Raw genomic sequence first — 23,776 nt, forward strand, 5'->3', positions numbered from 1 at the left:
CTGGTGCGGTCGAGAAGACTCGAACTTCCACGGCCTTTCGGCCACAACGACCTCAACGTTGCGCGTCTACCAATTCCGCCACGACCGCACGTCGCAAACGGGGCAAGGCCAGTGGCCGGCGCACCGTCGGGGTAGGAGCGGGCCCCTAGCAAAGGGCCGTGCGGCGTGCAACCTCGTTTTGACAGGTGCCGGAACCGGAATTCCCGGCTATTCGGGTTTCCAGCCGATTTCGGCGTAGCGTGCGGTCTTTGGCACGTCGGTTACGGCCTCGTTGATCGTTTCGCTTTCGCCGGGTTTCAGCACATCGCGCGGCGGGATCACGTTCCAGGTATAGACGATGCGGTTTTTGGCATCGCGCAGCACGATCAGGATCGGCGGCACTTCGCGCACGTCTTTTCCGACATTCGTGACGGTGCCGCTGGCACCGAAATATTCGGTGCCATTGGGCAATGTGCGGCGGTCCTGGCGGTCGGCGGGGAACGCCAGTTCCAGATCGGGGCGTGTCGCGCCGAAGGTCGCCGTGGCCACGGGCAGCCAGTCGGGCATGCCGAAATACGCGCCGGCGCCGATCAGCGCGGTAACCACGACGGCAAAGCCGACTGCTGCTGCGGTCCATATTTTCAGCGGATTGCGGCGCGGGCGGAATGGCGGTTCGGGGGCGAAGACCGAACGGTCCTCGTCATCCGCCGGCGGCGGCGAAGGGCGCGGGGGCGTTACGACCGGTGCCGGAGGGACGACGGGACCATCCATGGCTGGCACCGGTACCGTACGGGCCGCAGGCACTGGCGTTGCAACGGGTTCCGGCTGCGGCGCCACGGCGCGTGGGCTGACGGTTTCGGGTGCTGGTTCCGCGGTGACTTCGGCGCGGGGCGGCAATTCGGGCCCCGCCTGGAACCAGCTGTGGCGGCAATTGGCACAGCGCACCGTGCGCCCGTCCACGCCGATCGCGCTGTCGGGTACGACATAGCGCGTCGAACATGCAGGACAGGCAATTATCATGCCCGGGTTTAACAAGCCTGCGTGTCCGGAAACAATAGGCCTTGTCATAATGAATTGCGTCGCCGGCCTTTTTTCCACATGCATTGACGCGTAGTGTGGCCCAAAGCCCTCAAACGTGGCACCAGACTGGCGCCTGTTCAGCCAGAGAAGCCTCGACCTGCGACCATGAGCCAGCCTGATGCGGAAATCGTGCAATTCGACAACGTCGGGCTGCGCTATGGCACCGACAAGGAAGTGCTGACCGATGTCTCGTTCACGCTTTACCCGGGCCTGTTCTATTTCCTGACCGGGGCATCGGGCGCGGGCAAGACCAGCCTTTTGAAATTGCTGTACCTGGCGCAGCGGCCGTCGCGCGGGCTGATCCGCATGTTCGGCACCGATGCGATCACATTGTCGCGCGAGCGACTGCCCGGGTTTCGCCGCCGGCTGGGCGTCGTGTTTCAGGATTTCCGCCTGGTCCAGCATCTGTCCGCGTTCGACAATGTCGCGCTGCCGTTGCGCGTCGCCGGGGTGAGCGAGCGCGAGATCCTGAAGCCCGTGACCGAAATGCTCGACTGGGTCGGGCTCGGCGATCGCAGCCATGCCCGGCCGCCCACGCTGTCGGGCGGAGAGCAGCAGCGCGTGGCGATCGCGCGCGCGGTGATCGCGCGGCCCGACATGCTCGTCGCCGACGAACCGACCGGCAACGTCGATCCCGACATGGCGATGAAGCTGCTGCAACTGTTCGAAAGCCTCAACCGGCTGGGCACGACCGTGGTGGTCGCCACGCATGACGTGCATCTGATCCGCAAGGTCCCGGAATCGCTGATCATGCGGCTCGACAAGGGCCGCCTGTCCGACCCGACCGGCGCGCTGCGCTATCCGCCGCGCCGCGCGAAAGGCGACTTCGACGATCCGCCGCTGGGGTTCCTGGTCTCGTGAACGCCTCGGCTCTGTTCGGCTCGCTGAAGGGATCACCCGGCGATGATTCCGCGCTGCTGCCCGATCCGCGCATGGGCAGCCCGATGCCGTGGGTGATCGCGATCGTCATCGCGCTGACCGTGATTGCAGCGGCCAGCGGCCTGGCGCTGCGCAACGCCGCCGCGCGCGCCGATGCCGATCTCGTCGGCGGGGTCACGGTGCAGATCGTGTCGGCCGCACCCGCGGATCGCAATCGCCAGGCCGATGCGGCGCTGGCGGTGCTGCAACACGCGCCCGGTGTGATCGAAGCGCGCCACGTGGCGCAAACCGAACTCGATGCCTTGCTCGAGCCTTGGCTGGGCACACGGCCCGGCGATACAATCGACGACCTGCCGATCCCGGCGCTGATCGATCTGCGGCTCGACAGCCCGGCCACCCCCGCGCGTGTCGACAGCTTGCGCGCCCAGATCGCATCCGTGGCCCCGGCCGCGCGGGTCGATGCGCAATCGGGCTGGCTGACCCCGGTGTTCCGCGCGATCGGCACGCTGCAATGGCTGGCAGGTGGCCTGATCGCCCTGCTGGCGCTGGCCACGATTGCCGCGGTGGTGCTGTCGGCGCGCAATGCACTCGTCACGCACCGCCAGACGATCGAAATCGTGCATATGCTGGGCGGCACGGACCCGCAGATCGCGCGGGTGTTCCAGCGCACCGCGGCGATGGATGCCGCAATCGGCGGCATGGTCGGGCTGTTTACCGGCGCGATCGCGATCGTCATCCTGGGCCGGCAATTCTCTGCGCTGGGGTCGGGCATGGTCGCGGGCGCGGCGCTGGGGCTGACCGACTGGCTGTTGATCGTGCTGATCCCGCTGGCCGGGGTTGCGCTGGCCGTGCTTACCGCGCGTTTAACGGTGCTTTCCGCGCTGCGGCGGATGCTGTAGGGTCGTCCGAATGCGCCGTATAAAGCCCGCCGGCCTGATCCGCCGTTTGTTTTCCCTGGTTTTGCTGGCCTGGATCCTGGGATTCTTGTGGTTCGCGCTGTTTCTGCCGCGCCCGGCCGGCGATACGCATACCGATGGCGCGATCGCGCTGACCGGTGGCCCCGGCCGCATCGCGCGCGGGCTGTCCGTGTTGCGCGCCGGCCAGGCCGAGCGCCTGCTGATCGCCGGCGTCGACAGCGAAGTGACGCCATCGCATTTCGACACCGAATACGGCGTTACATCAGCGCAACGCGCCTGTTGCGTGACGCTCGGGTATGAATCGTTCGACACCCGTTCCAATGCGCGCGAGGCCAGCGACTGGGTCGCGCACAACGATATCCATTCGGTGCGCCTGATCACCACCGACTGGCACATGCGCCGCGCAGCGTTCGACTTGCGCGTTGCCGCGCGCACTTATCTCATTCCGGGCCGCCTGATCATTATCGAGGACGCGGTACCGTCGCATCCGTCGATGAAAGCGCTGTTTGTCGAATACAACAAGTTCCTCGCGCGGATCGCCGCCTGGCTCGTCAACTGGCCCGACGCACCGCGCCCCCCACACACACGCTCATCGGGATCGGGGCATGCCTTCTAATCCCAGCAACGCGGCTCCTACTTTGGGCGAAATCGTCCGCAACTGCCTGTTTTATTCCGTGTTTTACGGTGGCAGCCTGCCGCTGATCGCGTTCAACATGACCACGCTGTTGTTGCCGCGCGGCGCGCTGTTCACCATGGTCCGCGTCTGGTGCCGCTGGCATCGCTGGTGCTGCCGTCATATCCTGGGCATCACCATCGCTATCGAAGGAGCCATGCCGGATCACCCCGTGCTCGTCGCGATGCGTCACGAATCCTTTTTCGAAGCGATCGATCTGCCCGCGCTGCTGCACAATCCGATGATCTTTGCCAAACAGCAATTGCTGACGATCCCGATGTGGGGCCGGCTCGGCATCCGCTATGGCCTGATCGCGGTCGATCGCGAGGCCGGCGCGCGCGCGCTGCGATCGATGATCCGCACCATGCGCGCCAACGCCATCGGCGCCGCGCGGCCGCTGGTGATCTTTCCCGAAGGCACCCGCGTGCCCCACAACACGCAAGCGCCGCTGCAGGCGGGCTTTGCCGGGCTGTACAAGATGGCCAACCTGCCGGTGGTGCCGATCGCGGTGGACAGCGGACCGCTGTACCACCGCCGGTGGAAGCGCGCCGGCGTGATCCGCTATCGGATCGGGGCCGAAATTCCCGTGGGATTGACCCGTGATGCGGTCGAGGCAGCGGTGGTTGCGGCGATCAATGTTCTGAACGATTGATCTTTTTTGCCTCCGGCCCTTACTCGGCCCCCACATGATCCCCGCGCCCGAAATCAGGCCGCGCGTCGTCCTGGCCCATTTCGATGATCGAGCGGCGGATTGCGCGGGTGCGGGTGAAGTGGTCGAACAGCGTCGCCCCATCGTCTGCGCGAATTGCGGTTTCGAGCTCGGCGAGATCGCGGCTGAAGCGGCCGAGCATGTCGAGCACGGCATCGCGGTTGGTCAGGAACACGTCGCGCCACATCGTCGGATCAGAGGCGGCGATACGCGTGAAATCGCGAAAGCCGCCGGCGGAGAACTTGATCACTTCGCTCTGGGTGACACGTTCGAGGTCCGACGCGGTGCCGACGATGGTATAGGCGATCAGGTGCGGCAGGTGGCTGGTGACGGCGAGCACGAGGTCGTGGTGTTCGGCGTCCATCGTTTCTACCCGCGCGCCCAGCGCCTCCCAGAACGCAACCATGCGTGCCAGATCGGCAGGGTCGGCGTCGGCGGGCGGGGTCAGGATGCACCAGCGGTTGCGGAACAGAGTCGCAAAGCCGGCGTCCGGCCCGCTTTGTTCGGTGCCGGCGACCGGATGCGCGGGGATGACGCGGTGGCCGGGCAGCGCGGCGGCGAGCGCAGCGCCGACGCTGGCCTTGCTCGATCCGACATCGCTGATGACCACGCCCGGCGCCAGACCCGGTGCCATCGCGTGCGCCGCGTCGGCCATCGCGCCGACAGGGACGCACAGCACGACGAGATCGGCGCCGGTGACAGCCTGCGCGGCGGTATCGGCGATCGTATCGGCCATGCCGATGACCCGGGCACGCTCGCGCACGGTGGGCTCTGCGTCAAACCCGGTAACGCGGGTGCCGGGCAGGCTGGCGTGCACGGCATGCGCAACCGAACTGCCGAGCAGGCCCAGGCCGATGACGGCGACGTGATGGAAAGGCGCACTCATGCTGCGCTGCCGGCCATCTGCGCCAGCGCGTCGGCGATTTCGTCCATTTGCGCCGCGGTACCGATCGTGATGCGCAGGCATTGCGGCAGGCCCTGCCCTGGCAGCCAGCGCGTGATGTAGCCATGGTCCATCAGGCCGAGATACGCCGATTGCGCCGTCAGCGCCCCGGTGAATTCAATCAGCACGAAATTGGCTTCGCTTGGCAGCGGGCGCACCCCGTGGTTGCCAAGCGCGGTCAGGCTGGCGACGAAACGCGCGCGCTCGCGGGTGTTGTGATCGCGCGACGCTGCAACAAACTCCTGATCGCCCACCGCTGCCAGCGCGGTCGCCTGCGCGCTGAGCGACAGATTGAACGGCCCGCGGATGCGGTTGAGCATGTCGACCAACGCGGCGTCGCCCGTCGCCCAGCCGACGCGTTCGCCCGCCAGCCCGTAGATTTTCGAAAACGTGCGCGTTACCAGCACATTGGTCGCACTCGCCGCAAGCGCGAGCGCGCCATCATCGACAGCGGCATCGACGTATTCGGCATATGCCTGGTCGATCACCAGCAGAATGTCGGGGCGCAAGCCGGCGTGGAGCCGCGCGATGGCATCGCGGCCGATATAGCTGCCGGTGGGATTGTTGGGATTGGCCAGGAACACCACGCGCGTGGCCGGGGTAACGGCGGCGAGCAGTGCATCGACATCGGTGCCGTAATCGGTGTCGGGCGCCACGATCGGCATGGCGCCGCACCGGCGCGCCGCGATGTCGTAGACCGAAAAGCCATAGCGGACATAGACCACATCATCGCCGGGCCCGGCATAAGCCTGCGCGGCGAGATTGAGCAGTTCGTCCGAGCCGGTGCCCATGACCAGGCGTTGCGGCGCAATGCCATGCAGCGCGCCGAGCGCCTGGCGCAGCGCCACACTGTCGGGATCGGGATAGCGCGCCTGGTCGCCCGCATCATGGCGCGCGGCCTGCGCCGCCGCGCTGGTGCCGAGCGGGTTTTCATTGGCCGACAGCTTGATCAGCGCCTGGCCATCGGCGCCGGTCGATTTGCCCGGGACATAGGCGTGGATCGCGGCGACCCATGGCTTTGGCTGCGGGCGATCGGGGGTTGCGGCGTTTGCAGGCTCGGTCATGCGCCGGGGCCATAACCGGGTTTGGCCATGATGGAAACTGTACAGACCACGCGCCCGCAAAAGCCCTCCCCTGCGGAGGCCGGCTGGGGAAAAAACGGGCCGGAAGCGCTAGCTCCCGGCCCGTTCATCTGGCGGGGTGGTCCGGATGGGGAGAGGTCACCTGGCCCCCCCGCCAAGCTCAATAATTATAGGCGCGTTCGCCGTGCTCGGTGATGTCGAGCCCTTCGCGCTCGGCTTCTTCGGGCGGACGCAGGCCCATCGTCTTGTCGATCACGAAGAACAGCGCCGCCGAAACGCCGCCCGACCACACCAGCGTGATGATCACCGCCTTGAACTGGATCAGCAGCTGGCCCAGCGTGTCGTAGCTGGTCGCGACGACCGACGGAAACTGCGTGTAATCGGTGATGCCCTGCCCGCCGAGGTGCGGATTGGCGACAATCGCGGTCGCCAGCGCGCCGGTGATGCCGCCGATGCAGTGCACGCCGAACACGTCGAGCGTATCGTCGTATTTGAACGTGTTCTTGACCTTGGTGACGAACACGTAACAGATCGGCGATACGATCAGACCCAGCACGATCGACGTCATCGGATGGGCATAGCCCGATGCCGGCGTGATCGCGACCAGGCCCGCCACCGCGCCCGAGGCTGCGCCCAGCATCGACGGCTTGGCATGCATGATCTGTTCGATCACCGCCCAGCTGACCGCAGCGGCGCATGTTGCCAGCATCGTGTTGACGAACGCGATGCCCGCAACGCCGTTGGCTTCGAGATTGGACCCGGCGTTGAAGCCGAACCAGCCGACCCACAACAGCGAAGCGCCGATCATCGTCATCGTCAACGAATGCGGCGGGGTGTTTTCACGCCCGAAACCGACCCGTTTGCCGATCATCAGGCACCCGACCATGCCCGCGATCCCGGCGTTGATATGCACCACGGTGCCGCCGGCAAAATCGAGCGCGCCGATGTGGTTGAGGAAACCCGCCTCGTTCGGCGTGTCCTTCATGAAATCGGGCCCGGCAAAGTACCACACCATGTGCGCGACCGGATAATACACGATCGTCGACCACAGCACGACGAACACAATCAGCGGGGTGAACCTGATGCGTTCGGCAAACGACCCGACGATCAACGCCGGGGTGATCATCGCAAACGTCATCTGGAACACGAAATACGCAAGCTCGGGGATATAGACGTTGTTTGAGAACGTCGCCGCGGTCGAGGTGCTGGTGATCCCGACCATGCCGATTTTCGACAATCCGCCGACGAACGGCAGCAGCGCGGGCACCGAATTGGTCGTGAACGCCAGCGAATAGCCGTATGTCGCCCACAACAGGCCGCATACCGATACGATCATGAACACCTGCATCAGCACGCTGAGCATATTCTTGGTGCGCACCAGGCCGCCGTAAAACAGCGCCAGGCCCGGGACCGACATCATCAGCACCAGCACCGACGACATCAGCATCCAGGTGGTGTCGCCCTTGTTGACCATCGTCAGCTGTTGCGCGGCGGTCGGTGCCTTGATCATCGCGGCCTGCGCGAACGCCGCCGATGTCGCGCCGAGCATCAGCCCCGCTGCGACAAAGCCGCTGATCATCTTGCGGATCATTGGGTTCCCCTTCATTTCGTTGCTCACAGCGCAGTATCCCCCGTTTCGCCGGTACGGATACGCGTAGCCGATGCCAGGTCGATCACGAAAATCTTGCCATCGCCGATCGCCTCGGTGCTGGCGGTCTGCTGGATCGTTTCGATGATGCGCGGCGCCAGATCGTCGGATGCGGCGATCTCGAGCTTGACCTTGGGCAGCATATTGGTGGTGTATTCGGCGCCACGATAGATCTCGGTCTGGCCTTTCTGCCGCCCGAACCCCTTGACTTCCGACACCGTCATCCCGGCAACGCCCAGCCCCGACAGCGCTTCGCGCACTTCGTCGAGCTTGAACGGCTTGATGATGGCGATGATGAATTTCATGCCTGCCCCCCGTTTGGCCCGGCAAACAGCCGGGCGCCAACAAAAGGCACAGCAAGGGGCGTGCCAGATCAGTAATGTTGCGTATCGGGCGTTCTTACGGGTTTAGGGATTGCCTTATGCGCCCGAATTGTGGGCATCGCGCAGGACATGCCTAAAAATTAGGCATGGGGCCGGTTACAGAAAATCCTTCAGCGTCGCGATAAACCGGTCGAACTGGTCATGGTGCAGCCAGTGCCCGGCGTTTTCGAATTCGATAACTTTGCCGTTGCGGAAATGGCTGATGCGGCCGTCAATCTCCGGATTGCCCGCCCACGAATCGGCGCCATTGAGCAGCAGCGTGGGGCACGTGATCGCCTCCCACAGCTCGTGCTTGCGCTCGGTCGAGATGTCGTACGGGTGATCGATATGGACGTAAGGATCGAATTTCCAGCTGAACGTGCCGTCTTCGTTGCGGTTGATCCCGTGCGTGGTCAGGTGCCGCGCCTGGGCGTCGGTCAGATACGGGTTTTCGGTCTTCATACGCGCATAGGCATCGCCCAGCGTCGGATACCGCCGCGGCAGCCGTCCCGCCGCCTTGCGCTTTTCGCCGATGTAATCGCGCACGCGCCGCGCAAACGGCACATCCTTCATCCGCCTTTCCCATTCGGGCGTGGGAAAAATCCCCTCGATCGCGACCAGCTTGCGCACATCCTCGGGAAACAGCCCGGCATAGCGCAGCGACACATTGGCGCCCATCGAATGCGATACGATCGTCACCGGCGCAAGGCCGAGCTGGTGTACCAGCTGCGCCACGTCATAGACCATGTCCATGATGCGGTAATTGCCGTCCGACACCCACTCGCTGTCGCCATGCCCGCGATGGTCGAGCGCAATCACGTGCCAGTCATCGCGCAATGCATGCGCGGTCCAGTCCCAGCTGCGGCAATGGTCGCGTCCGCCGTGGATCAGCAGCAGCGGCGGCTTTTCCACATTGCCCCAGTCGACATAATGCAGCCGCAGGCGTTGCGAGATCAGCGTGTTCGAAGTGGGGCCTAGCAGGTTCATGCCCATGTGCTTGCCGTGCGGGGTTCGCGCTGGCAAGTCTTTGAGTCGTTTTTGCCTCCGGCGGCAAAGGGCTATTGCCCTTTGATCCCGTTTTTTGTCTTGCGCCGCGCTGGTTCTGCGTTTGTGTCCCGCCGCGCAGCGGAACGCAACGGCCGGGAAGCATACAGGTCAAACCCAGTAACGGGATCAAAGGGCAATAGCCCTTTGCCGCCGGCGGCCCCTACCTCTCTTTTGTTGCCGAAAACGTCAGCTCGGGATTGCGCTCCTGCTGATAGCTGACGTCCCACGCCGATCGCGCCATGAACACCGGATCGCCATCGCGATCGTGCGCCAGGTTCGATTTGTTGAAATCGGCAAACCCGCGCAGCGCGATTTCGCTGCCCTTGACCCAGCGCGCGGTATCGAATGGCGAATGTTCGAGCACCGCTTCGACTTTGTATTCCGCCTCCAGCCGCGAAATCAGCACGTCGAGCTGCAGCTGCCCGACGACGCCGACAATCCACTGCGCGCCGATTTCGGGGTAGAACACCTGAATCACGCCCTCTTCGGACAAGTCGTCGAGCGCCTTGCGCAATTGCTTGGTCTTGGTCGGGTCTTTCAGGATGACGCGGCGCAGGATTTCGGGGGCGAAGTTGGGCAGGCCGGTAAAGCGCACGTCGTTGCGTTCGGACAGGGTGTCGCCGACGCGCAGGGTGCCGTGGTTGGGGATGCCGATGATATCGCCCGCTTCGGCTGTATCGGCAATTTCGCGGTCCTGCGCAAAGAACAGGATCGGCGAATGCACCGCGATCGGCTTGCCCAGGCCCGACGGGATCAGTTTCATGCCGCGGCGGAATGTGCCCGAAACCAGGCGCATGAATGCGATGCGGTCGCGGTGCTGCGGGTCCATATTGGCCTGAACCTTGAATACGAAGCCGGTAACATCGGCACGCGTCGGTTCGATCACGCCCACGTCGGACGATTGTGGCCGCGGCGGCGGGGCAAAGCGGGCGATGGCATCGATCAGTTCGGCGACGCCAAACCCTTTGAGCGCGGATCCGAAATAGACCGGCGTCAGGTCGCCGTGGCGATAGGCTGCGATATCGAACGCCGGATAGCCGCCTTGCGCCAGTTCGATTTCTTCGGCGATATCGTGCGGGATCCTGGCGCCCTCTGCCGGATCGAGCTTGCCCAGAAACTCGCGGCTGTCGCCTTCGGGTCGCGCGATCATGCCGGTGGCAAAGTTCATCACCCCTTCGAAAATGCCGCCCATGCCCACCGGCCACGACATCGGCACGACATCGAGTGCCAGTGCATCGGCCACTTCATCGAGCGTTTCGAACACGCTGCGGCCTTCGCGATCGACCTTGTTGACAAAGGTGATGATCGGCACGTTGCGCATCCGGCACACTTCGAACAGCTTGCGCGTCTGCGGCTCGATGCCCTTGGCCGCGTCGATCACCATGATCGCGGAATCGACCGCGGTCAGCGTGCGATAGGTGTCTTCGGAAAAATCCTCGTGGCCCGGGGTGTCGAGCAGATTGAAGACGATGTCGTCTTTCTGGAACGTCATGACCGAGCTGGTCACCGAAATGCCGCGCTGTTGCTCGATCTTCATCCAGTCCGACCGCGCGCGCCGCGCTGCCCCGCGCGCCTTGACCTCGCCCGCCAGGTGGATGGCGCCGCCCTGCAGCAGCAGTTTTTCGGTCAGTGTGGTTTTCCCGGCATCGGGATGCGAGATAATGGCGAAGGTGCGGCGATTGGACATGATGAAGGCCCACTAGACCATGCCGCTAAAAAGGGGGACCGGTTTTTTATTTCGGGTCGAGGCACGCGCGCACGGCGGCGGTCTGCCCGCTGGTCAACGCCTGGCCGCCCGCGGTGAACAGGCCGACCTGCCGGCCCTTGCCGTTGTCGGACACCGCAACGCGCAGCCCGAATTTGCTTGCGCGCATCGCGATCGGCGGCCCCTGCCACGCGCCCAGGCCCAGCCCGGTGGCCAGGCACGTCCGCAATTCCGGCCCCGCGACCTTGGTGCTTTCGCGCAACGCCAGCTTTTCGGGCCCGCGCGGCAGGAACACTGCGACCACGACCAGCACTGCCAGGATCACGCCCAGCAGCACGAACAAGACAGAAGGCCGAAGCGTCATGAAGGGTGGACCATAATTGAAAGATGCAAGGAATGTGTATCGCCTGGTGGCAGAATAACCAACCCCGGTTTGGTGGCGAATTCGCCGTCGAACCCTTGCGGATCGGCATAGCCCTGCCATGGCTCGATGCAGATATAATGCGCGCCCGGCTTTTGCCACAGCCCCAGCATCGGCGAATCGGGAAACGCGATATCGAGCGAAGCCCCGCCCGGCGCGCCATAGGTGAGCGCGCGGCTGCGCTGGTCGGTCCAGACGATCGCATCGCTATCGAACAGGTCTGACGTCAGCGGCAGGTCGCGGCCCACCACAGGGCTGGCGGCGGGTTCTGGCAGGAGCAGACCGGTGGTCTGGTCAAGCCGGTGGATCGCTTCGGGTTCGTCTTGGGCAAAGGTCAGGCGATGCGCCGATTTGTCCGCGCCGCCGGGCAGCGGCCAGGCGAACGCCGGGTGAAAGCCGAAACTGAATGGCATGTCGGTGTCACCGGGGTTCGTAACATGCGCCTTGACCTCCACATGCCAGCCGCTGACCCGGAATGCCATGTCGAGCTGAAACGCGAACGGATACTGCGTGCGGGTCGCATCACTGTCGCGCAGGCGAAAGCGGACATGATCCGCGCCCCGTTCCACGATTTCGAAATGCGCATGACGCGCAAAACCATGCCGCGCCATTGGATAAGCTTGGCCATCGACCACGATCCGGTCATGCGCCACCGACCCGATCACCGGAAACAGCACCGGCGCGTGGCCCGTCCAGAACGCCGGATCGGCGTCGGTCATGTAGTTGCGGCCCGCCTGGTCGGCGATCGACCACAGCTCCGCACCGGTCTGGTTGACGCACACGGCCAGCCTGTCGGACGCAATCGTGATCAGATCCATCAAATCACCTTCTTGTCTTGAGCCCCTCCCCTTCAGGGGAGGGGTTGGGGTGGGGCCGCTCCCCACTCGCCGACGATGCGGGAAAGAACTGGCTTTGCCCATTCCACCAACCTTGGCGAGCGCGGAGAGAGCCCCCAGCCCCAGCCCCCCCCGAAGGGAAGGGAGCAAGCACATCTACCCGCGCAATGTGCCACCGAGCTTGGCCACTGCCGCAACGATCCGATCCGCAATGCCTTTCAACGCTGCGTCGTCGTAGCTCTTGTCGACCGGCTGCAATCTCACCTCGATCGCCAGGCTGCGCATCCCTTCGGGGACGCCCACCCCGCGGAAATCGTCGAACACCCGCGCGCCAACCACATTCGCCTTGTCCGCGCCGCGCACCGCGCGCACGACATCGGCGGCCGGGATATCCAGCGCGATCAGGAACGCAAAGTCGCGTGTCACCGCCTGCAACGCCGGCGGCGCATAGACCGCGCGCGCAAACCCGCCCGCCGATTTGCGCGCCGGCAGCCGATCGAGAAACAGCTCGACCACCGCCACCGACCCCGCCAAGTCGAACGCCTTCAACGTGGCGGGATGCAACATGCCGAACCGCGCCAGCACGGTTTTGGGCCCGAGCCGCAGCGTCGCCGATTGCCCGGGATGAAACTGCGCCCCGGCCTCGCCCATCACCATCAGGTTTTCCACCGGCGCGCCCGCCTGCGCGAGCAGTGCCAGCGCCTCGGCCTTGGCATCGAACGCATCGAAGCCTGCCGATTTCCCGCTCTGCCAATCGCGCGGCGCACGTTCGCCCGCCAGCACGATCGCCAGGCTCGGCGCCTCGGCACTCGCGCCGCCGGCGCCGCGCAGATACCGCCGCCCGATCTCGAACAGCCGCACACTGTCGGCGCCGCGATCGAGATTGCGCTTTGCCGCCATCAGCAACCCGGGCAGCAGCGACGGTCGCATGACTTTCAGGTCTTCGGAAATCGGATTGGCCAGCACCCACAGCGCATGGTCATCATCGGCGAAATGCACGGCCGGCGCCTCGGGCAGGAACGACCAGGTCACCGCCTCGTTGCTACCGCGCGCGGCCGCGGCCCGGCGCAAACGGCGCTCCATCGTCTGCATCGGCGTTGCGGTCGGCTTGGCCACGCCCGCCGCGCGCGGCAGCGGCGTCGACGGCACGGCATCCAGCCCGTGCACCCGGATCACTTCCTCGACGATATCCGCCGCGCCATCGACATCGGGCCGCCAGCCCGGCACCGCAACACGCCACAGCCCCTCGCCCGACACGCCAAAGCCCAGCGCGGCCAGGATGCGGCGCTGTTCGGCCTGCGGCACGTCGACCCCGCCAAGGCGCCCGGCGAGCGCGGGATCATACGCCACCAATGTGTCCGCCACCGGCGGCGTGCCCGCCCGCACGACGTGGCTGGGTTCACCGCCGCAGATCTCGAGGATCAGCGCGGTCAGCAGATCGAGCCCGGTATCGAGAAACCCCGGATCGACCCCGCGCTCGAACCGGCCGCGCGCGTCCGACGTCAGCGCCAGCGCCTGACCCGTGCGCGCAATCGACGCCGGATCGAAATACGCGACTTCGAGCAGCACGTCGGTTGTCGCAGCGCTACACCCCGAATGCTCGCCGCCCATGATCCCGGCAACATCGTGCACCATGACGTCGTCGGCGATCACCGTCATCCACGCCTCCAGCGCATAGTCGCGCCCGTTGAGCGCCAGCACGGTCTCGCCCGCCCGCGCCTTGCGCGCCACGACCGCGCCGCTCAGCTTGGCCAGGTCATAGACATGGGTCGGCCGGCCATAGCCCAGCATCACGAAATTCGAAATATCGACCAGCGCCGAAATCGGACGCTGGCCCGCGGATTTGAGCGCATCCTGCAGCCATTGCGGGCTCGGCCCGTTATGCAGGCCGCGAATGACCCGGCCGTAAAATGCCGGGCAGCCCTCAGCATCGTCGGTGCGGATGTCTACCGGACATGCAAACCTGCCCTCGGCATGATCGGCCAAGATCGGCCGCAATGTCCCAAGCCCCGCCGCCGCCAGATCGCGCGCGATGCCATAGACCCCCATGCAATCGGGCCGGTTGGGCGTGATCGACACATCGAACACCGGGTCGGACCCCAGGTAATCCGCATAGCTGGTGCCGACCGGGGCGTCGGCGGGCAGTTCGATGATCCCGTCGTGATCCTCGCCCAGCCCCAGTTCGCGCGCCGAACACATCATGCCGTTGGATTCGACTCCGCGGATTGCGCTCTTGCGCAATTCCATGCCGTTGGTCGGCACCACCGCGCCCGCCACACCCAGCACGCCGATCATGCCGGCGCGCGCATTGGGCGCGCCGCATACGACCTGCAACGGCGCACCGTCGCCCAGATCGACCGACAGCACCTGCAATTTGTCCGCCTGCGGATGGCGCTCCGCCGTCAGCACCCGCGCGATGCGAAACGCCGACAAAGCCGCGCTGGTATCGCCCACGCTTTCGATTTCGAGCCCGAGCGAGGTCATCGTGCGCGCGATCGTGGCCGCATCGGCGGTGGTGTCGAGATGGCGTTTCAGCCAGGACAGTGCGAATTTCATGCCCGCACTCCCCCCGCCTGTACCCCAACGCCGCCCGACAGTGTCGGCACATCGAGCGCGGCGAAGCCATAATGCCCCAGCCACCGCTGATCGCCGTCGAAAAACGGCCGCAAATCGTCCATTCCGTATTTCAGCATCGCCAGCCGGTCGACGCCGGTGCCAAACGCAAACCCCTGCCATTCGTCAGGGTCGAGTCCGCCTGCTGCGATCACATGCCGGTTGACCATGCCCGAGCCGAGCACCTCCATCCAGCCGCCATCGGCGGTATCACCGCCCCCACCGATTACCCGCTTGCCGCCCACCAGCGTATAGCCGACATCGACTTCGACCGAAGGCTCGGTGAACGGAAAATAGCTCGGGCGCAGGCGCAAGACGATGTCATCGCGTTCGAAAAACGCCTTCAGAAAGGTCTCCAGCGTCCATTTCAGATGGCCCAGGTGGATGCCCTTGTCGATCACCAGACCCTCGATCTGGTGAAACATCGGGGTGTGCGTCGCATCACTGTCCGACCGGTATACCCGCCCCGGCGCAATGATCCGCACCGGCGCGCCGCCCATGATCATCGTGCGGATCTGCACCGGCGACGTGTGCGTGCGCAACAGCATCGAGCGGCCTGCGTCATCCTTGTCGGGGAAATAGAACGTGTCGTGCATCGCGCGCGCCGGATGCGTTTCGGGCATGTTGAGCGCGGTGAAATTGTGCCAGTCGTCCTCGATCTCGGGCCCGCTGGCGACGGCAAAGCCCATGTCGGCAAAGATCTCGGCCAGTTCGTCCATCACCTGGCTGACCGGATGCACCGACCCGCGCGGGGTTTCGGGCGCGGGCAGCGACAGATCGACGCGTTCGGAGGCCAGACGCATTTCAAGCGCCGCGCTTTCCAGCGCAGCCTTGCGCGCGGCCAGCGTGGCCGTCACCTGTTCGCGCGCCGCGTGGATCTGCGGGCCCTGCGCCAGCCGTTCCTCGGGCGTCATCGCACCCAGCGTCTTCAGCAGCGCCGAAACCCAGCCCTGTTTGCCAAGCGCGGCGACGCGTAACGCCTCGACGGCATCGGGCGTATCGGCGGCGGCGATCGCCGCAAGTGTGTGATCGAGCTGTTCCATGATGCCCGCGGCGCTAGCGGGATTTGGGCGCGAATAAAACCCAAATCCTCCCCGGAACGGGGAGGGGGACCGCCCGCAGGGTGGTGGAGGGGCGGTGCCTCGGAGACGACATCGCCTGGACGCGCTGTACTACGGTGCCCCCCGAACGGGTGGCGCCATGAGGCACGGCCCCTCCACCACGGCTTCGCGTGGTCCCCCTCCCCATTCCGGGGAGGATTTTACTCGGCGTCCAACCCATACGCCGTGTGCAACACGCGCACCGCCAGTTCGGTCTCATCCGAATCGATCAGCACCGAAACCTTGATCTCCGACGTGCTGATCGCCTGGATATTGATCGCCCGGTCCGCCAGCGCGCGGAACATCGTCGCGGCAACGCCGGCATGGCTGCGCATGCCAACGCCGACGACCGAGATCTTCGACACTTTGGAATCGGTGCTGAGCTTTTCGTAGCCGATCGTCGCGCGGTTCGCGTCGAGCAGCACTTTGGTGCGTTCCAGGTCCGACTGCGGCACGGTAAACGTGACGTCGGTGTCGGTATCGGCGCGGCCGACGTTCTGGATGATCATGTCGACGTTGATGTTCGCTTCGGCCAGCGGGCCGAAGATTTCGGCGACAGCGCCCGGCCGGTCGGGCACCGCGGTCAGGATGACTTTGGCATCGTTCTTGTCGGCGGCGATGCCGGTGATCAGCTGGCGTTCCATATCCAGTCCTTCCAGTTCGTCATCGGACACGATCATCGTGCCGGGCAGGGTGTCGGCGGCGGGCGCGGTTTCGTCGATGAACGACGACAGCACCTGGACGCGGACGTTTTCCTTCATCGCCAGGCTGACCGAGCGTGTTTGCAAGACTTTCGAACCGACCGAGGCCAATTCGAGCATTTCCTCATACGTCACGTTCTTGAGCTTGCGTGCCTTGGCAACGATGCGCGGGTCGGTGGTATAGACCCCGTCGACATCGGTATAGATGTCGCAACGATCGGCCTTGATCCCGGCAGCGACCGCGACCGCCGACGTGTCCGAACCGCCCCGGCCCAATGTGGTCACGCGATTGGCGTCCGACAGCCCCTGAAACCCGGGGATCACCGCGATTTCGCCGGCAGCCATCGACGCCAGCAAAGCCTCGGAATCGATCCCCTCGATCCGCGCCTTGGCAGCAGCATCGTCGGTGTGGATCGGCAATTGCCAGCCCAGCCACGACCGCGCCTGGCACCCCAGCGCCTGCAGGTGCAGCGCCAGCAGCCCGGCGGTGACCTGCTCGCCGCTGGCCACGACCACGTCGTATTCGGCCGGGTCGTACAGCGCGCTTGCCTCGCGGCAGAAATTGACCAGGCGGTCGGTTTCGCCCGCCATCGCCGAGACGACCACGGCGACTTCGTGCCCGGCGGCCTGCTGGCGCTGGACGATCCGCGCGACGCGGCGGATGCGCTCGGTGCCGGCCATCGAGGTGCCGCCGAATTTCATCACGATGCGGGACACGGTGTTGCAGCTCCTAAACGTAAGAATATTGCCCGTTGCGCCCATGGACCGGGCCAGCGGAGCGCTTTAGGGGTGGGGCATGAGCAATGCAACAGCGATTCCCGGCACCATCCGTCCCGATGAGGCCGCGCATTTCGGACGCCTGGCCGATGACTGGTGGGACCCGGCCGGATCGTCGGCGATGCTCCACCGGCTGAACCCGGTGCGGCTGCGGTTTATCCGCGATGCGATCGACGCGCATTTCGCCACCGAAGTGCGCACGATGCGCCCGCTGGCGGGCCGCCGCGCGATCGATGTGGGGTGCGGCGCGGGGCTGCTAGCCGAGCCCCTGGCGCGCATGGGCGCCGCGGTGACCGGGGTGGATGCGGCGCAGGACAATATCCGCGTCGCCGCTGCTCATGCCGGCGCGGGCGGCCTGGCGATCGATTACCGGTGCGGCGATATCGCCGACATGGGCCTGGCGGGCTTCGACCTGGTAACCAGCATGGAAGTGATCGAGCACGTTGCCGACAAGGCGGCATTCGTTGCCGCGCTGGCCGGCGCGCTCGGCGATCAGGGCCTGATGGTGCTGTCGACCCCCAACCGCACCGCCGCATCGCGCCTGTTGCTGGTCGAGGCGGCAGAACGCATCGGCATGGTCCCGCGCGGCACGCATCACTGGGCCGATTTCATCACGCCGGTCGAACTGCACGATGTGCTTGCTGGCGCTGGCCTGACCATGGGCCATCCGCAAGGCATCGCGTGGAGCCCCAATGCCGGGCTGCACCTGTCGGACAATCTGGCGCTGAATTACATCGTGACGGTGACGCGCACCGTCTGAGCGTCACTCCACCGGCGAAGGCAGAAACCGCTCGATCAGATCGCGCGCCAGACGCGCCGGCTTCATCGTGACCGCATCGAGGCAGCACCAGCTCGATGTCACTTCGGCCAGCACGACTTCGCCGCGCTTGATCACCGTCTGGTACATCGCGCGCGCGCCCTGCACCTTTTCCAGCACGACATGCGCGATCGGCAGGTCGTTGGCGAATGTCGGGCGGCGGTACGTGATCTCATGCTTCAGCGCGACCCACAGGTGCCGCGCGACGTCCTCGGCCGGCGCCAGCGCACGCCAGTGATCGATCACCGCGTCCTGGACCCATTTCAGATATGAGGCGTTATTGACATGACCCATGAAGTCGATGTCGGCCGGATCGATCAGGATCGGGTACTGATAGGGTGCGGGCGGGGCAAAGGTGTTCACCGGAGCGCCATACCACGCCGGGTGACAGCCCACCAGCGAGGATATGTTGCAATACCGCAACCTGTTCCTTCGAAGCCGTGCGCCCAAATGCTTGGGCATGACCGAGTCGCTGCACCCGGCGACATCTTCCAGCAAGTCAAAACTTTCCATTGTGGAAAATGAAGCCTCCTCTGAGCCCCTCTCCTTTAGGGGAGGGGTTGGGGTGGGGCCTCACAGCACTCGCCAACGTTGATGGAAATACCCAAACCGGGGGATGCAACCGAGAGGCCCCACCCCCGGCCCCTCCCCTGAAGGGGAAGGGAGAAAGAAAATCAACCGAACGCCGCCGCCCACTCGGCCTCTTTGAAACCCACCAGCAGCCCACCGGGATACGCCACGATCGGCCGCTTGATCAGCGACGGTTGCGCCACCATCAGCGCCACGGCCTTGGCCGCATCGATATCCGCCTTGTCTGCATCCGACAGCTTGCGAAACGTCGTCCCGGCGCGGTTCAACACTTTGTCCAACCCCGCCACGGCGACCCACTGTGTCACCATATCAGGCGCCACCCCGGCCTTTTTGTAATCGTGAAACACATATGCCACGCCATGCGCATCAAGCCAGGTGCGGGCCTTTTTCACGGTGTCGCAGTTGGGAATTCCATAGACCAGCACGCCCATCACCTGATCACTCCATGATCTCGATAACCTCGACCGCGTCCGGCCTGCCCGCAAAGTCCACCAGTTCGCCCGCTTCAGCGTCCATGATTGCACGCACCAACGGCGCAGTAAACGACAGCAATCCCGCCGCCGGATCGGCCTCGTCATCGCCGACGATCGTAATCGTACGCGTCTGGCCATTGTGGCGGATCGTCACGGTACAGCCAAACGCCACTTTGCTGCCGTCGGCCAGCGGCATCAGCTCGGCGCTCGACTGCCGCGTGCTCCAGTAACGATGATCGCGCCGCGCAACCTTGATCGCGGCTTCGTCGCTCAGCGTGGGGATCAGCGCCTCGATCCGCGCCAGTTCCGCGCCGATCATTGCCAGCCCGCGCGCGGTCACGCGGTTCGGGCCGGGCGGGATCGGCCGCTCGAACTTGGGTTCCATGTGTTCGTCGTCGCCTTCGCGGCGGAATGCGACGCTCATGCCCCACCCGTTTCTGGCGCGACCCAGTCATCGAGATCGGGCGCCTGCCCGATCAGCGCCAGGCCATGCGCGATCGAGGTCAATTCGTCGCCGCTGGCGATCCGGCCTTCATCGAAACGCGCCGCAAACAACGCGCGCACCGCCGGGATCAGCGACGATCCACCGGTCAGGAACACATGGTCGATCTGATCCGCCGTCAGCCCCGCGCTCGCCAGCGCCTCGTCCACCGTATCGCCGATCCGCGCCAGATCGGGCGCGATCCAGCGTTCGAAATCGGCGCGCGCGACATCGGCATCGATCGACAGACCGGCGCCGTTGAACGCGAATTGCCCATGCGTCTCGCGCGACAGCGCGCGTTTCAGCGTGCCCACCGCATCGTACAGCGCATAGCCCAGCTCATTCTCGACCACCGCGATCATCCGCCCGATCGCGACAGGGTCGGTCGCGCTGCGCTGCAATTTGCTCAGCTGGTCCATGGTCTTGCGGTTGCGCATCAGCGCCAGCCGCGACCAGTCGCCGAAATCGGCAAAGTGCCCCGGCGCAATCTCCAGCTCCTTGTCGAACGAACGATACGTACCGCCCTTGCCCAGTAGCGGCAGCACCAGATTGTCCATGATCCGGTAATCGAACCGATCGCCGGCAATGCCGATACCCGCCGAGCCCAGCGGCGTACACCGCCGCGCCGCGCCCGGCGCCTCGACCCGCACGATCGAAAAATCGCTCGTTCCGCCACCGAAATCCGCGACGAGCAAGGTCGCCGGCTCGGTCAGCCGCGAGGCAAAGCTGTACGCCGCGCCCAGCGGCTCATACACATAATGCACGGGCCGCCCGAGCATCGCGAACATCGCCTGATACCGCGTATGCGCCAGCGCCGCATCGGGCCGCGACCCGACATAGCGCACCGGCCGCCCGACCACGATCCGGTCGGGCAGATCGGCCAGCGCCAACCCGCCATGCGCGACCAGATGATCGAGGAAAATCGCGCCGAGCTCTTCGAACCGCAGCCGTTTTTCGAATATCCCGGCGTTTTCGAACGCCGCATTGGCCGCGACCGATTTGAACGACTGGATAAACCGGCATTCCTGCGGAAAATCGAGAAATTCCGAAATCGCCCAGGGGCCGGCCTCGTGCGCCAACCCACGCGGCTGCGTATGATCCTGCCAGAAGCACAGCGCCGAACGGAACACCGCGCCGGGGCCATCGGGCGCGGCAAATTCGATCAGATCGACCGCGCCCGCGCCATCTGCGCGGGCGATGACCGAATTGGTCGTGCCGAAATCTATGCCGAGCGCGCCGGTCGGCATGGTCGGGTTTCCTCTGGTGGTGATGCCAAGGGCGGCGCTATGCCAGCGGGGGGGCCATCGGGCAACTGTAGATGCGCCGCCGGCGGCCAAGGGCCATTGCCCTTGGATCCCGTTTTACTGGCTTGCGCGCTTCAATTGCGTGCCTGCCGCAAAGGTGGACATTTTGCCTGGAATGGGGAAAGGCACAGCACGTATGAGCCGCAACACTTTCGGACACGTTTTCCGCTTCACCACCTGGGGCGAGAGCCATGGACCAGCCCTTGGCGCGGTGGTCGATGGCTGCCCGCCCGGTCTGGTTCTGGACGAAACGCTGATCCAGCCGTTTCTCGACGCGCGCCGGCCCGGGCAATCGCGTTTTACCACGCAGCGGCAGGAGCCCGACCAGGTGCGCATCCTGTCAGGCGTGTTCGAGGGGCGCACGACCGGCACACCGATCAGCCTGATGATCGAGAACGTGGACCAGCGGTCGAAGGATTACTCGGACGTGGCCGTCGCCTACCGCCCCGGCCATGCCGATTATGCCTATGACGCGAAATACGGCTTTCGCGATTATCGCGGTGGCGGGCGATCATCGGCGCGCGAAACTGCCGCGCGCGTGGCGGCGGGTGCGGTGGCGCGGCTGGTGATTCCCGAGGTTGCCATCGTGGGCTATGTCAGCGCAATCGGTGGCGATGCGATCGATCCGGCGCGGTTTGACGCAGCCGAAATTGCGCGCAATCCGTTCTTTTGCCCCGATCCTGTCGCTGCCGCGCGCTGGGAAGCGCTGGTCGATGGCGCGCGCAAGGCCGGGTCTTCGCTGGGCGCGGTCGTCGAATGCGTGGCAACCGGGGTTCCCGCCGGCTGGGGCGCGCCACTGTACAGCAAGCTCGATGCCGAACTGGCCTATGCGATGATGGGCATCAACGCGGTGAAAGGTGTCGAGATCGGCGATGGCTTTGCCGCTGCTGCCAACACCGGCGAAGGCAATGCCGACCCTATGCGGCCCGGCAATGCCGGCCCGATTTTCACCGCAAACCATGCAGGCGGCATCGCCGGGGGCATCTCCACCGGGCAGCCGGTGGTGGTGCGCGTGGCGTTCAAGCCGACGTCTTCAATCCTGACGCCGATGCCCACGATCACCCGCGACGGCGATGCGACCGAATTGCTGACCAAAGGGCGTCATGATCCGTGCGTCGGCATTCGCGGCGTGCCGGTGGTCGAGGCGATGATGGCGGTGGTGCTCGCCGATCAAAGGCTGCTCCACCGCGCGCAATGCGGGTAATCAATGCAAAAGCCCCTCCCCTTCAGGGGAGGGGTTGGGGTGGGGCCGCGCCCCACTCGCCGACGCTGATGGATTTATCTCGAGCGGGGATTGTAGCCGAGAGGCCCCACCCCCGGCCGCTCCCCTGAAGGGGAGGGGAGCAGAAGGAGTTTAGCGTGAAGCAGCGGCTGACATTGTGGATCGTCATCGGCATGTTCGCCGGCATCGCGCTGGGCGCCGCGCTTCACCAGGCGCTGCCTGCCGATAGTCGGGCGCTGGTCACCACCGCCGACCTGCTGAAACTGCTGCCCGAAGTGTTCCTGCGCCTGATCAAGATGATCATCGCGCCGCTGATCCTGGCCACGCTGATCACCGGCATCGCAGCGATGGGCGACAGCAGTGCCCTGGGCCGGATCGGAGGCCGCGCGCTTGCCTGGTTCGTCTGCGCCACCCTGACCTCGATCAGCCTGGGCCTGGTGCTGGTCAATCTGTTCCAGCCAGGGCACGGCCTGCATTTCGTTGCCGCCGCGCCGGTCGGCGCGCTGTCCACCGCCGATTTCACGTTCCGCCACTTCGCGCTGGAAATCGTGCCGACCAGCGTGATCGATGCGATGGCGCAGAACAATGTGCTGCAGATCCTGGTGTTTGCGCTGTTTGCCGGCGTCGCGCTGTCGGCGCTGGGTAAAACCGGTGAGCCGCTGGTGCGCGGCGCGCAAGCGCTGGTCGCGATGATGCTGACGATGACCGGCTATGTCATGCAGGCCGCGCCGCTGGCGGTGTTCGGCGCGCTGGCCTCGGTCATTGCGGTGCGGGGCCTGGGTATCCTGATCACCTATGGCGCGTTCGTCGCCGAATTCTATGGCGGTCTCGCGCTGTTCTGGCTGATCCTGTTTTCGGTCGCCAGCGCGTTCATGGGCCGCCGCGCCTGGCTGCTGGCGCGCTATATCCGCGAACCGCTGTTGCTCGCGTATTCCACGGCCAGTTCCGAAAGCGCGTTGCCCCGCCTGTTCGAGGCGCTCGACCGCTATGGCATCCCCCGGCGCATATCGGGTTTCGTGCTGCCGCTGGGCTATTCGTTCAATCTCGACGGCTCGATGATGTACACCAGCTTTGCCACGATGTTCATCGCGCAGGCCTACAACATCCCGCTGTCCGCGGGGCAGCAGATCGCCATGCTGCTGACGCTGATGATCACATCGAAAGGCATCGCCGGCGTGCCGCGTGCCAGCCTGGTCGTGATCGCCGCCACGCTGACCCAGTTCGGCCTGCCGATCGAGGGCATCGCGCTGCTGCTGGGTGTCGATACGTTCCTCGACATGGGGCGAACCGCAACCAATGTCGTGGGCAACGCGGTTGCAACCGCCGTCATCACGCATTGGGAGGGGATGCTGCAACCCCCGCACGATCCGGATGCGGAGATGGCGCCCGCCGAGGTTCCCAACTGAACGGGCGGAG

Annotated in this window: 23 protein-coding genes and 1 tRNA gene; 7 read left to right on the forward strand and 17 right to left on the reverse strand. The window is 65.4% G+C overall.

The genetic code is table 11. The features are described from left to right. Position 1 precedes the first annotated feature (1 nt). Together ACOOE2_RS18605 and ACOOE2_RS18610 are read right to left on the reverse strand one after the other, a co-directional pair. Positions 2-88: transfer RNA gene (locus ACOOE2_RS18605), tRNA-Leu, on the reverse strand. A 119-nt stretch (positions 89-207) separates the two neighbouring features. Beyond that, entirely contained in the window at positions 208-999 is a 792-nt protein-coding gene (locus ACOOE2_RS18610) for a zinc-ribbon domain-containing protein (RefSeq protein WP_420384469.1), read from the reverse strand. A gap of 165 nt (positions 1,000-1,164) precedes the next feature. On the opposite strand from ACOOE2_RS18610, the gene ftsE reads away from it, so the two are divergent. The 4 genes from ftsE to ACOOE2_RS18630 are packed head-to-tail and all read left to right on the forward strand — an operon-like array spanning position 1,165 to position 4,180. Continuing rightward, a complete protein-coding gene (gene ftsE, locus ACOOE2_RS18615; RefSeq protein WP_420384470.1) occupies positions 1,165-1,920 on the forward strand; it encodes a cell division ATP-binding protein FtsE in 756 nt (251 codons plus the stop codon). Then, on the forward strand, positions 1,917-2,837 hold the full coding sequence (locus ACOOE2_RS18620; RefSeq protein ID WP_420384471.1) for a cell division protein FtsX: 921 nt from the start codon (positions 1,917-1,919) through the stop codon (positions 2,835-2,837). Before ftsE ends, ACOOE2_RS18620 begins: the two co-directional genes overlap by 4 nt. 10 nt (positions 2,838-2,847) lie before the next feature. After that, positions 2,848-3,471 carry a YdcF family protein gene (locus ACOOE2_RS18625; protein WP_420384472.1) on the forward strand — a complete coding sequence of 208 codons (624 nt, stop codon included), beginning with the start codon at positions 2,848-2,850 and terminating at the stop codon, positions 3,469-3,471. Further along, positions 3,461-4,180, forward strand: coding sequence for a lysophospholipid acyltransferase family protein (locus ACOOE2_RS18630; RefSeq protein ID WP_420384473.1), 720 nt, complete (start codon positions 3,461-3,463; stop codon positions 4,178-4,180). The genes ACOOE2_RS18625 and ACOOE2_RS18630 overlap by 11 nt, the downstream gene beginning before the upstream one ends. A 19-nt stretch (positions 4,181-4,199) precedes the next feature. Here the strand turns inward: ACOOE2_RS18630 and ACOOE2_RS18635 are convergent, their stop codons facing one another. The 11 genes from ACOOE2_RS18635 to ACOOE2_RS18685 form a co-directional block, all read right to left on the reverse strand. Further along, complete coding sequence (locus ACOOE2_RS18635) at positions 4,200-5,123, reverse strand: prephenate/arogenate dehydrogenase family protein (protein ID WP_420384474.1); 924 nt, start codon at positions 5,121-5,123, stop codon at positions 4,200-4,202. Continuing rightward, positions 5,120-6,244 (reverse strand): histidinol-phosphate transaminase, encoded by a 1,125-nt coding sequence (hisC, locus tag ACOOE2_RS18640; RefSeq protein ID WP_420384475.1) that lies wholly within the window; start codon positions 6,242-6,244, stop codon positions 5,120-5,122. Before hisC ends, ACOOE2_RS18635 begins: the two co-directional genes overlap by 4 nt. Positions 6,245-6,422: 178 nt before the next feature. Next, positions 6,423-7,853, reverse strand: coding sequence for an ammonium transporter (locus ACOOE2_RS18645; protein ID WP_420384476.1), 1,431 nt, complete (start codon positions 7,851-7,853; stop codon positions 6,423-6,425). 23 nt (positions 7,854-7,876) lie between these two features. After that, positions 7,877-8,215 carry a P-II family nitrogen regulator gene (locus tag ACOOE2_RS18650; RefSeq protein ID WP_420384477.1) on the reverse strand — a complete coding sequence of 113 codons (339 nt, stop codon included), beginning with the start codon at positions 8,213-8,215 and terminating at the stop codon, positions 7,877-7,879. A gap of 174 nt (positions 8,216-8,389) precedes the next feature. Further along, positions 8,390-9,259 (reverse strand): alpha/beta fold hydrolase, encoded by an 870-nt coding sequence (locus tag ACOOE2_RS18655; RefSeq protein ID WP_420384646.1) that lies wholly within the window; start codon positions 9,257-9,259, stop codon positions 8,390-8,392. A gap of 220 nt (positions 9,260-9,479) precedes the next feature. Next, positions 9,480-11,006, reverse strand: a complete 1,527-nt coding sequence (locus ACOOE2_RS18660) for a peptide chain release factor 3 (RefSeq protein ID WP_420384478.1) — start codon at positions 11,004-11,006, stop codon at positions 9,480-9,482. Positions 11,007-11,052: 46 nt separating this feature from the next. Beyond that, positions 11,053-11,388, reverse strand: a complete 336-nt coding sequence (locus tag ACOOE2_RS18665) for a hypothetical protein (RefSeq protein ID WP_420384479.1) — start codon at positions 11,386-11,388, stop codon at positions 11,053-11,055. Then, positions 11,385-12,263, reverse strand: a complete 879-nt coding sequence (locus ACOOE2_RS18670) for an aldose 1-epimerase family protein (protein WP_420384480.1) — start codon at positions 12,261-12,263, stop codon at positions 11,385-11,387. The genes ACOOE2_RS18665 and ACOOE2_RS18670 overlap by 4 nt, the downstream gene beginning before the upstream one ends. A gap of 174 nt (positions 12,264-12,437) precedes the next feature. Next, entirely contained in the window at positions 12,438-14,837 is a 2,400-nt protein-coding gene (gene pheT / locus ACOOE2_RS18675; protein ID WP_420384481.1) for a phenylalanine--tRNA ligase subunit beta, read from the reverse strand. Then, positions 14,834-15,937, reverse strand: a complete 1,104-nt coding sequence (gene pheS / locus ACOOE2_RS18680) for a phenylalanine--tRNA ligase subunit alpha (protein ID WP_420384482.1) — start codon at positions 15,935-15,937, stop codon at positions 14,834-14,836. The genes pheT and pheS overlap by 4 nt, the downstream gene beginning before the upstream one ends. 218 nt (positions 15,938-16,155) lie before the next feature. Then, the gene (locus ACOOE2_RS18685) at positions 16,156-17,412 is read right to left on the reverse strand and encodes an aspartate kinase (RefSeq protein WP_420384483.1); all 1,257 of its coding nucleotides are present in this window, start codon (positions 17,410-17,412) and stop codon (positions 16,156-16,158) included. A 79-nt stretch (positions 17,413-17,491) separates the two neighbouring features. On the opposite strand from ACOOE2_RS18685, the gene ubiG reads away from it, so the two are divergent. After that, positions 17,492-18,232 (forward strand): bifunctional 2-polyprenyl-6-hydroxyphenol methylase/3-demethylubiquinol 3-O-methyltransferase UbiG, encoded by a 741-nt coding sequence (gene ubiG, locus ACOOE2_RS18690; RefSeq protein WP_420384484.1) that lies wholly within the window; start codon positions 17,492-17,494, stop codon positions 18,230-18,232. A gap of 3 nt (positions 18,233-18,235) precedes the next feature. On the opposite strand, the gene ACOOE2_RS18695 is transcribed toward ubiG, so the two are convergent. The 4 genes from ACOOE2_RS18695 to ACOOE2_RS18710 all read right to left on the reverse strand — a co-directional run bounded on the left by ACOOE2_RS18695 (position 18,236) and on the right by ACOOE2_RS18710 (position 21,081). Further along, positions 18,236-18,652, reverse strand: coding sequence for an acyl-CoA thioesterase (locus ACOOE2_RS18695; RefSeq protein WP_420384485.1), 417 nt, complete (start codon positions 18,650-18,652; stop codon positions 18,236-18,238). A 311-nt stretch (positions 18,653-18,963) separates the two neighbouring features. Next, the gene (locus tag ACOOE2_RS18700) at positions 18,964-19,311 is read right to left on the reverse strand and encodes an arsenate reductase (RefSeq protein ID WP_420384647.1); all 348 of its coding nucleotides are present in this window, start codon (positions 19,309-19,311) and stop codon (positions 18,964-18,966) included. Positions 19,312-19,318: 7 nt separating this feature from the next. Then, positions 19,319-19,777 carry a GreA/GreB family elongation factor gene (locus ACOOE2_RS18705; protein ID WP_420384486.1) on the reverse strand — a complete coding sequence of 153 codons (459 nt, stop codon included), beginning with the start codon at positions 19,775-19,777 and terminating at the stop codon, positions 19,319-19,321. Beyond that, on the reverse strand, positions 19,774-21,081 hold the full coding sequence (locus tag ACOOE2_RS18710) for an Hsp70 family protein (RefSeq protein WP_420384487.1): 1,308 nt from the start codon (positions 21,079-21,081) through the stop codon (positions 19,774-19,776). The genes ACOOE2_RS18705 and ACOOE2_RS18710 overlap by 4 nt, the downstream gene beginning before the upstream one ends. A gap of 193 nt (positions 21,082-21,274) precedes the next feature. On the opposite strand from ACOOE2_RS18710, the gene aroC reads away from it, so the two are divergent. Both aroC and ACOOE2_RS18720 read left to right on the forward strand, forming a co-directional pair. Next, entirely contained in the window at positions 21,275-22,342 is a 1,068-nt protein-coding gene (gene aroC, locus ACOOE2_RS18715; RefSeq protein WP_420384488.1) for a chorismate synthase, read from the forward strand. A 155-nt stretch (positions 22,343-22,497) separates the two neighbouring features. Next, positions 22,498-23,766: a dicarboxylate/amino acid:cation symporter gene (locus ACOOE2_RS18720; protein WP_420384489.1), complete on the forward strand. Its 1,269-nt coding sequence runs from the start codon at positions 22,498-22,500 to the stop codon at positions 23,764-23,766. Positions 23,767-23,776 lie beyond the last annotated feature (10 nt).

This window comes from Novosphingobium sp., from assembly GCF_965214355.1.
In the GTDB taxonomy this organism is placed as follows: Bacteria; Pseudomonadota; Alphaproteobacteria; order Sphingomonadales; family Sphingomonadaceae; genus Novosphingobium.

Excerpts from the sequence above, each read along its gene's own strand:
- ACOOE2_RS18610 (WP_420384469.1), bottom strand. The coding sequence starts at position 999 with ATGATAATTGCCTGTCCTGCATGTTCGACGCGCTATGTCGTACCCGAC.
- ftsE (WP_420384470.1), top strand. The coding sequence starts at position 1,165 with ATGAGCCAGCCTGATGCGGAAATCGTGCAATTCGACAACGTCGGGCTG.
- ACOOE2_RS18625 (WP_420384472.1), top strand. The coding sequence starts at position 2,848 with ATGCGCCGTATAAAGCCCGCCGGCCTGATCCGCCGTTTGTTTTCCCTG.
- ACOOE2_RS18630 (WP_420384473.1), top strand. The coding sequence starts at position 3,461 with ATGCCTTCTAATCCCAGCAACGCGGCTCCTACTTTGGGCGAAATCGTC.
- ACOOE2_RS18635 (WP_420384474.1), bottom strand. The coding sequence starts at position 5,123 with ATGAGTGCGCCTTTCCATCACGTCGCCGTCATCGGCCTGGGCCTGCTC.
- hisC (WP_420384475.1), bottom strand. The coding sequence starts at position 6,244 with ATGACCGAGCCTGCAAACGCCGCAACCCCCGATCGCCCGCAGCCAAAG.
- ACOOE2_RS18645 (WP_420384476.1), bottom strand. The coding sequence starts at position 7,853 with ATGATCCGCAAGATGATCAGCGGCTTTGTCGCAGCGGGGCTGATGCTC.
- ACOOE2_RS18650 (WP_420384477.1), bottom strand. The coding sequence starts at position 8,215 with ATGAAATTCATCATCGCCATCATCAAGCCGTTCAAGCTCGACGAAGTG.
- ACOOE2_RS18655 (WP_420384646.1), bottom strand. The coding sequence starts at position 9,259 with ATGAACCTGCTAGGCCCCACTTCGAACACGCTGATCTCGCAACGCCTG.
- ACOOE2_RS18660 (WP_420384478.1), bottom strand. The coding sequence starts at position 11,006 with ATGTCCAATCGCCGCACCTTCGCCATTATCTCGCATCCCGATGCCGGG.
- ACOOE2_RS18665 (WP_420384479.1), bottom strand. The coding sequence starts at position 11,388 with ATGACGCTTCGGCCTTCTGTCTTGTTCGTGCTGCTGGGCGTGATCCTG.
- ACOOE2_RS18670 (WP_420384480.1), bottom strand. The coding sequence starts at position 12,263 with ATGGATCTGATCACGATTGCGTCCGACAGGCTGGCCGTGTGCGTCAAC.
- pheT (WP_420384481.1), bottom strand. The coding sequence starts at position 14,837 with ATGAAATTCGCACTGTCCTGGCTGAAACGCCATCTCGACACCACCGCC.
- pheS (WP_420384482.1), bottom strand. The coding sequence starts at position 15,937 with ATGGAACAGCTCGATCACACACTTGCGGCGATCGCCGCCGCCGATACG.
- ubiG (WP_420384484.1), top strand. The coding sequence starts at position 17,492 with ATGAGCAATGCAACAGCGATTCCCGGCACCATCCGTCCCGATGAGGCC.
- ACOOE2_RS18700 (WP_420384647.1), bottom strand. The coding sequence starts at position 19,311 with ATGGGCGTGCTGGTCTATGGAATTCCCAACTGCGACACCGTGAAAAAG.
- ACOOE2_RS18705 (WP_420384486.1), bottom strand. The coding sequence starts at position 19,777 with ATGAGCGTCGCATTCCGCCGCGAAGGCGACGACGAACACATGGAACCC.
- ACOOE2_RS18710 (WP_420384487.1), bottom strand. The coding sequence starts at position 21,081 with ATGCCGACCGGCGCGCTCGGCATAGATTTCGGCACGACCAATTCGGTC.
- aroC (WP_420384488.1), top strand. The coding sequence starts at position 21,275 with ATGAGCCGCAACACTTTCGGACACGTTTTCCGCTTCACCACCTGGGGC.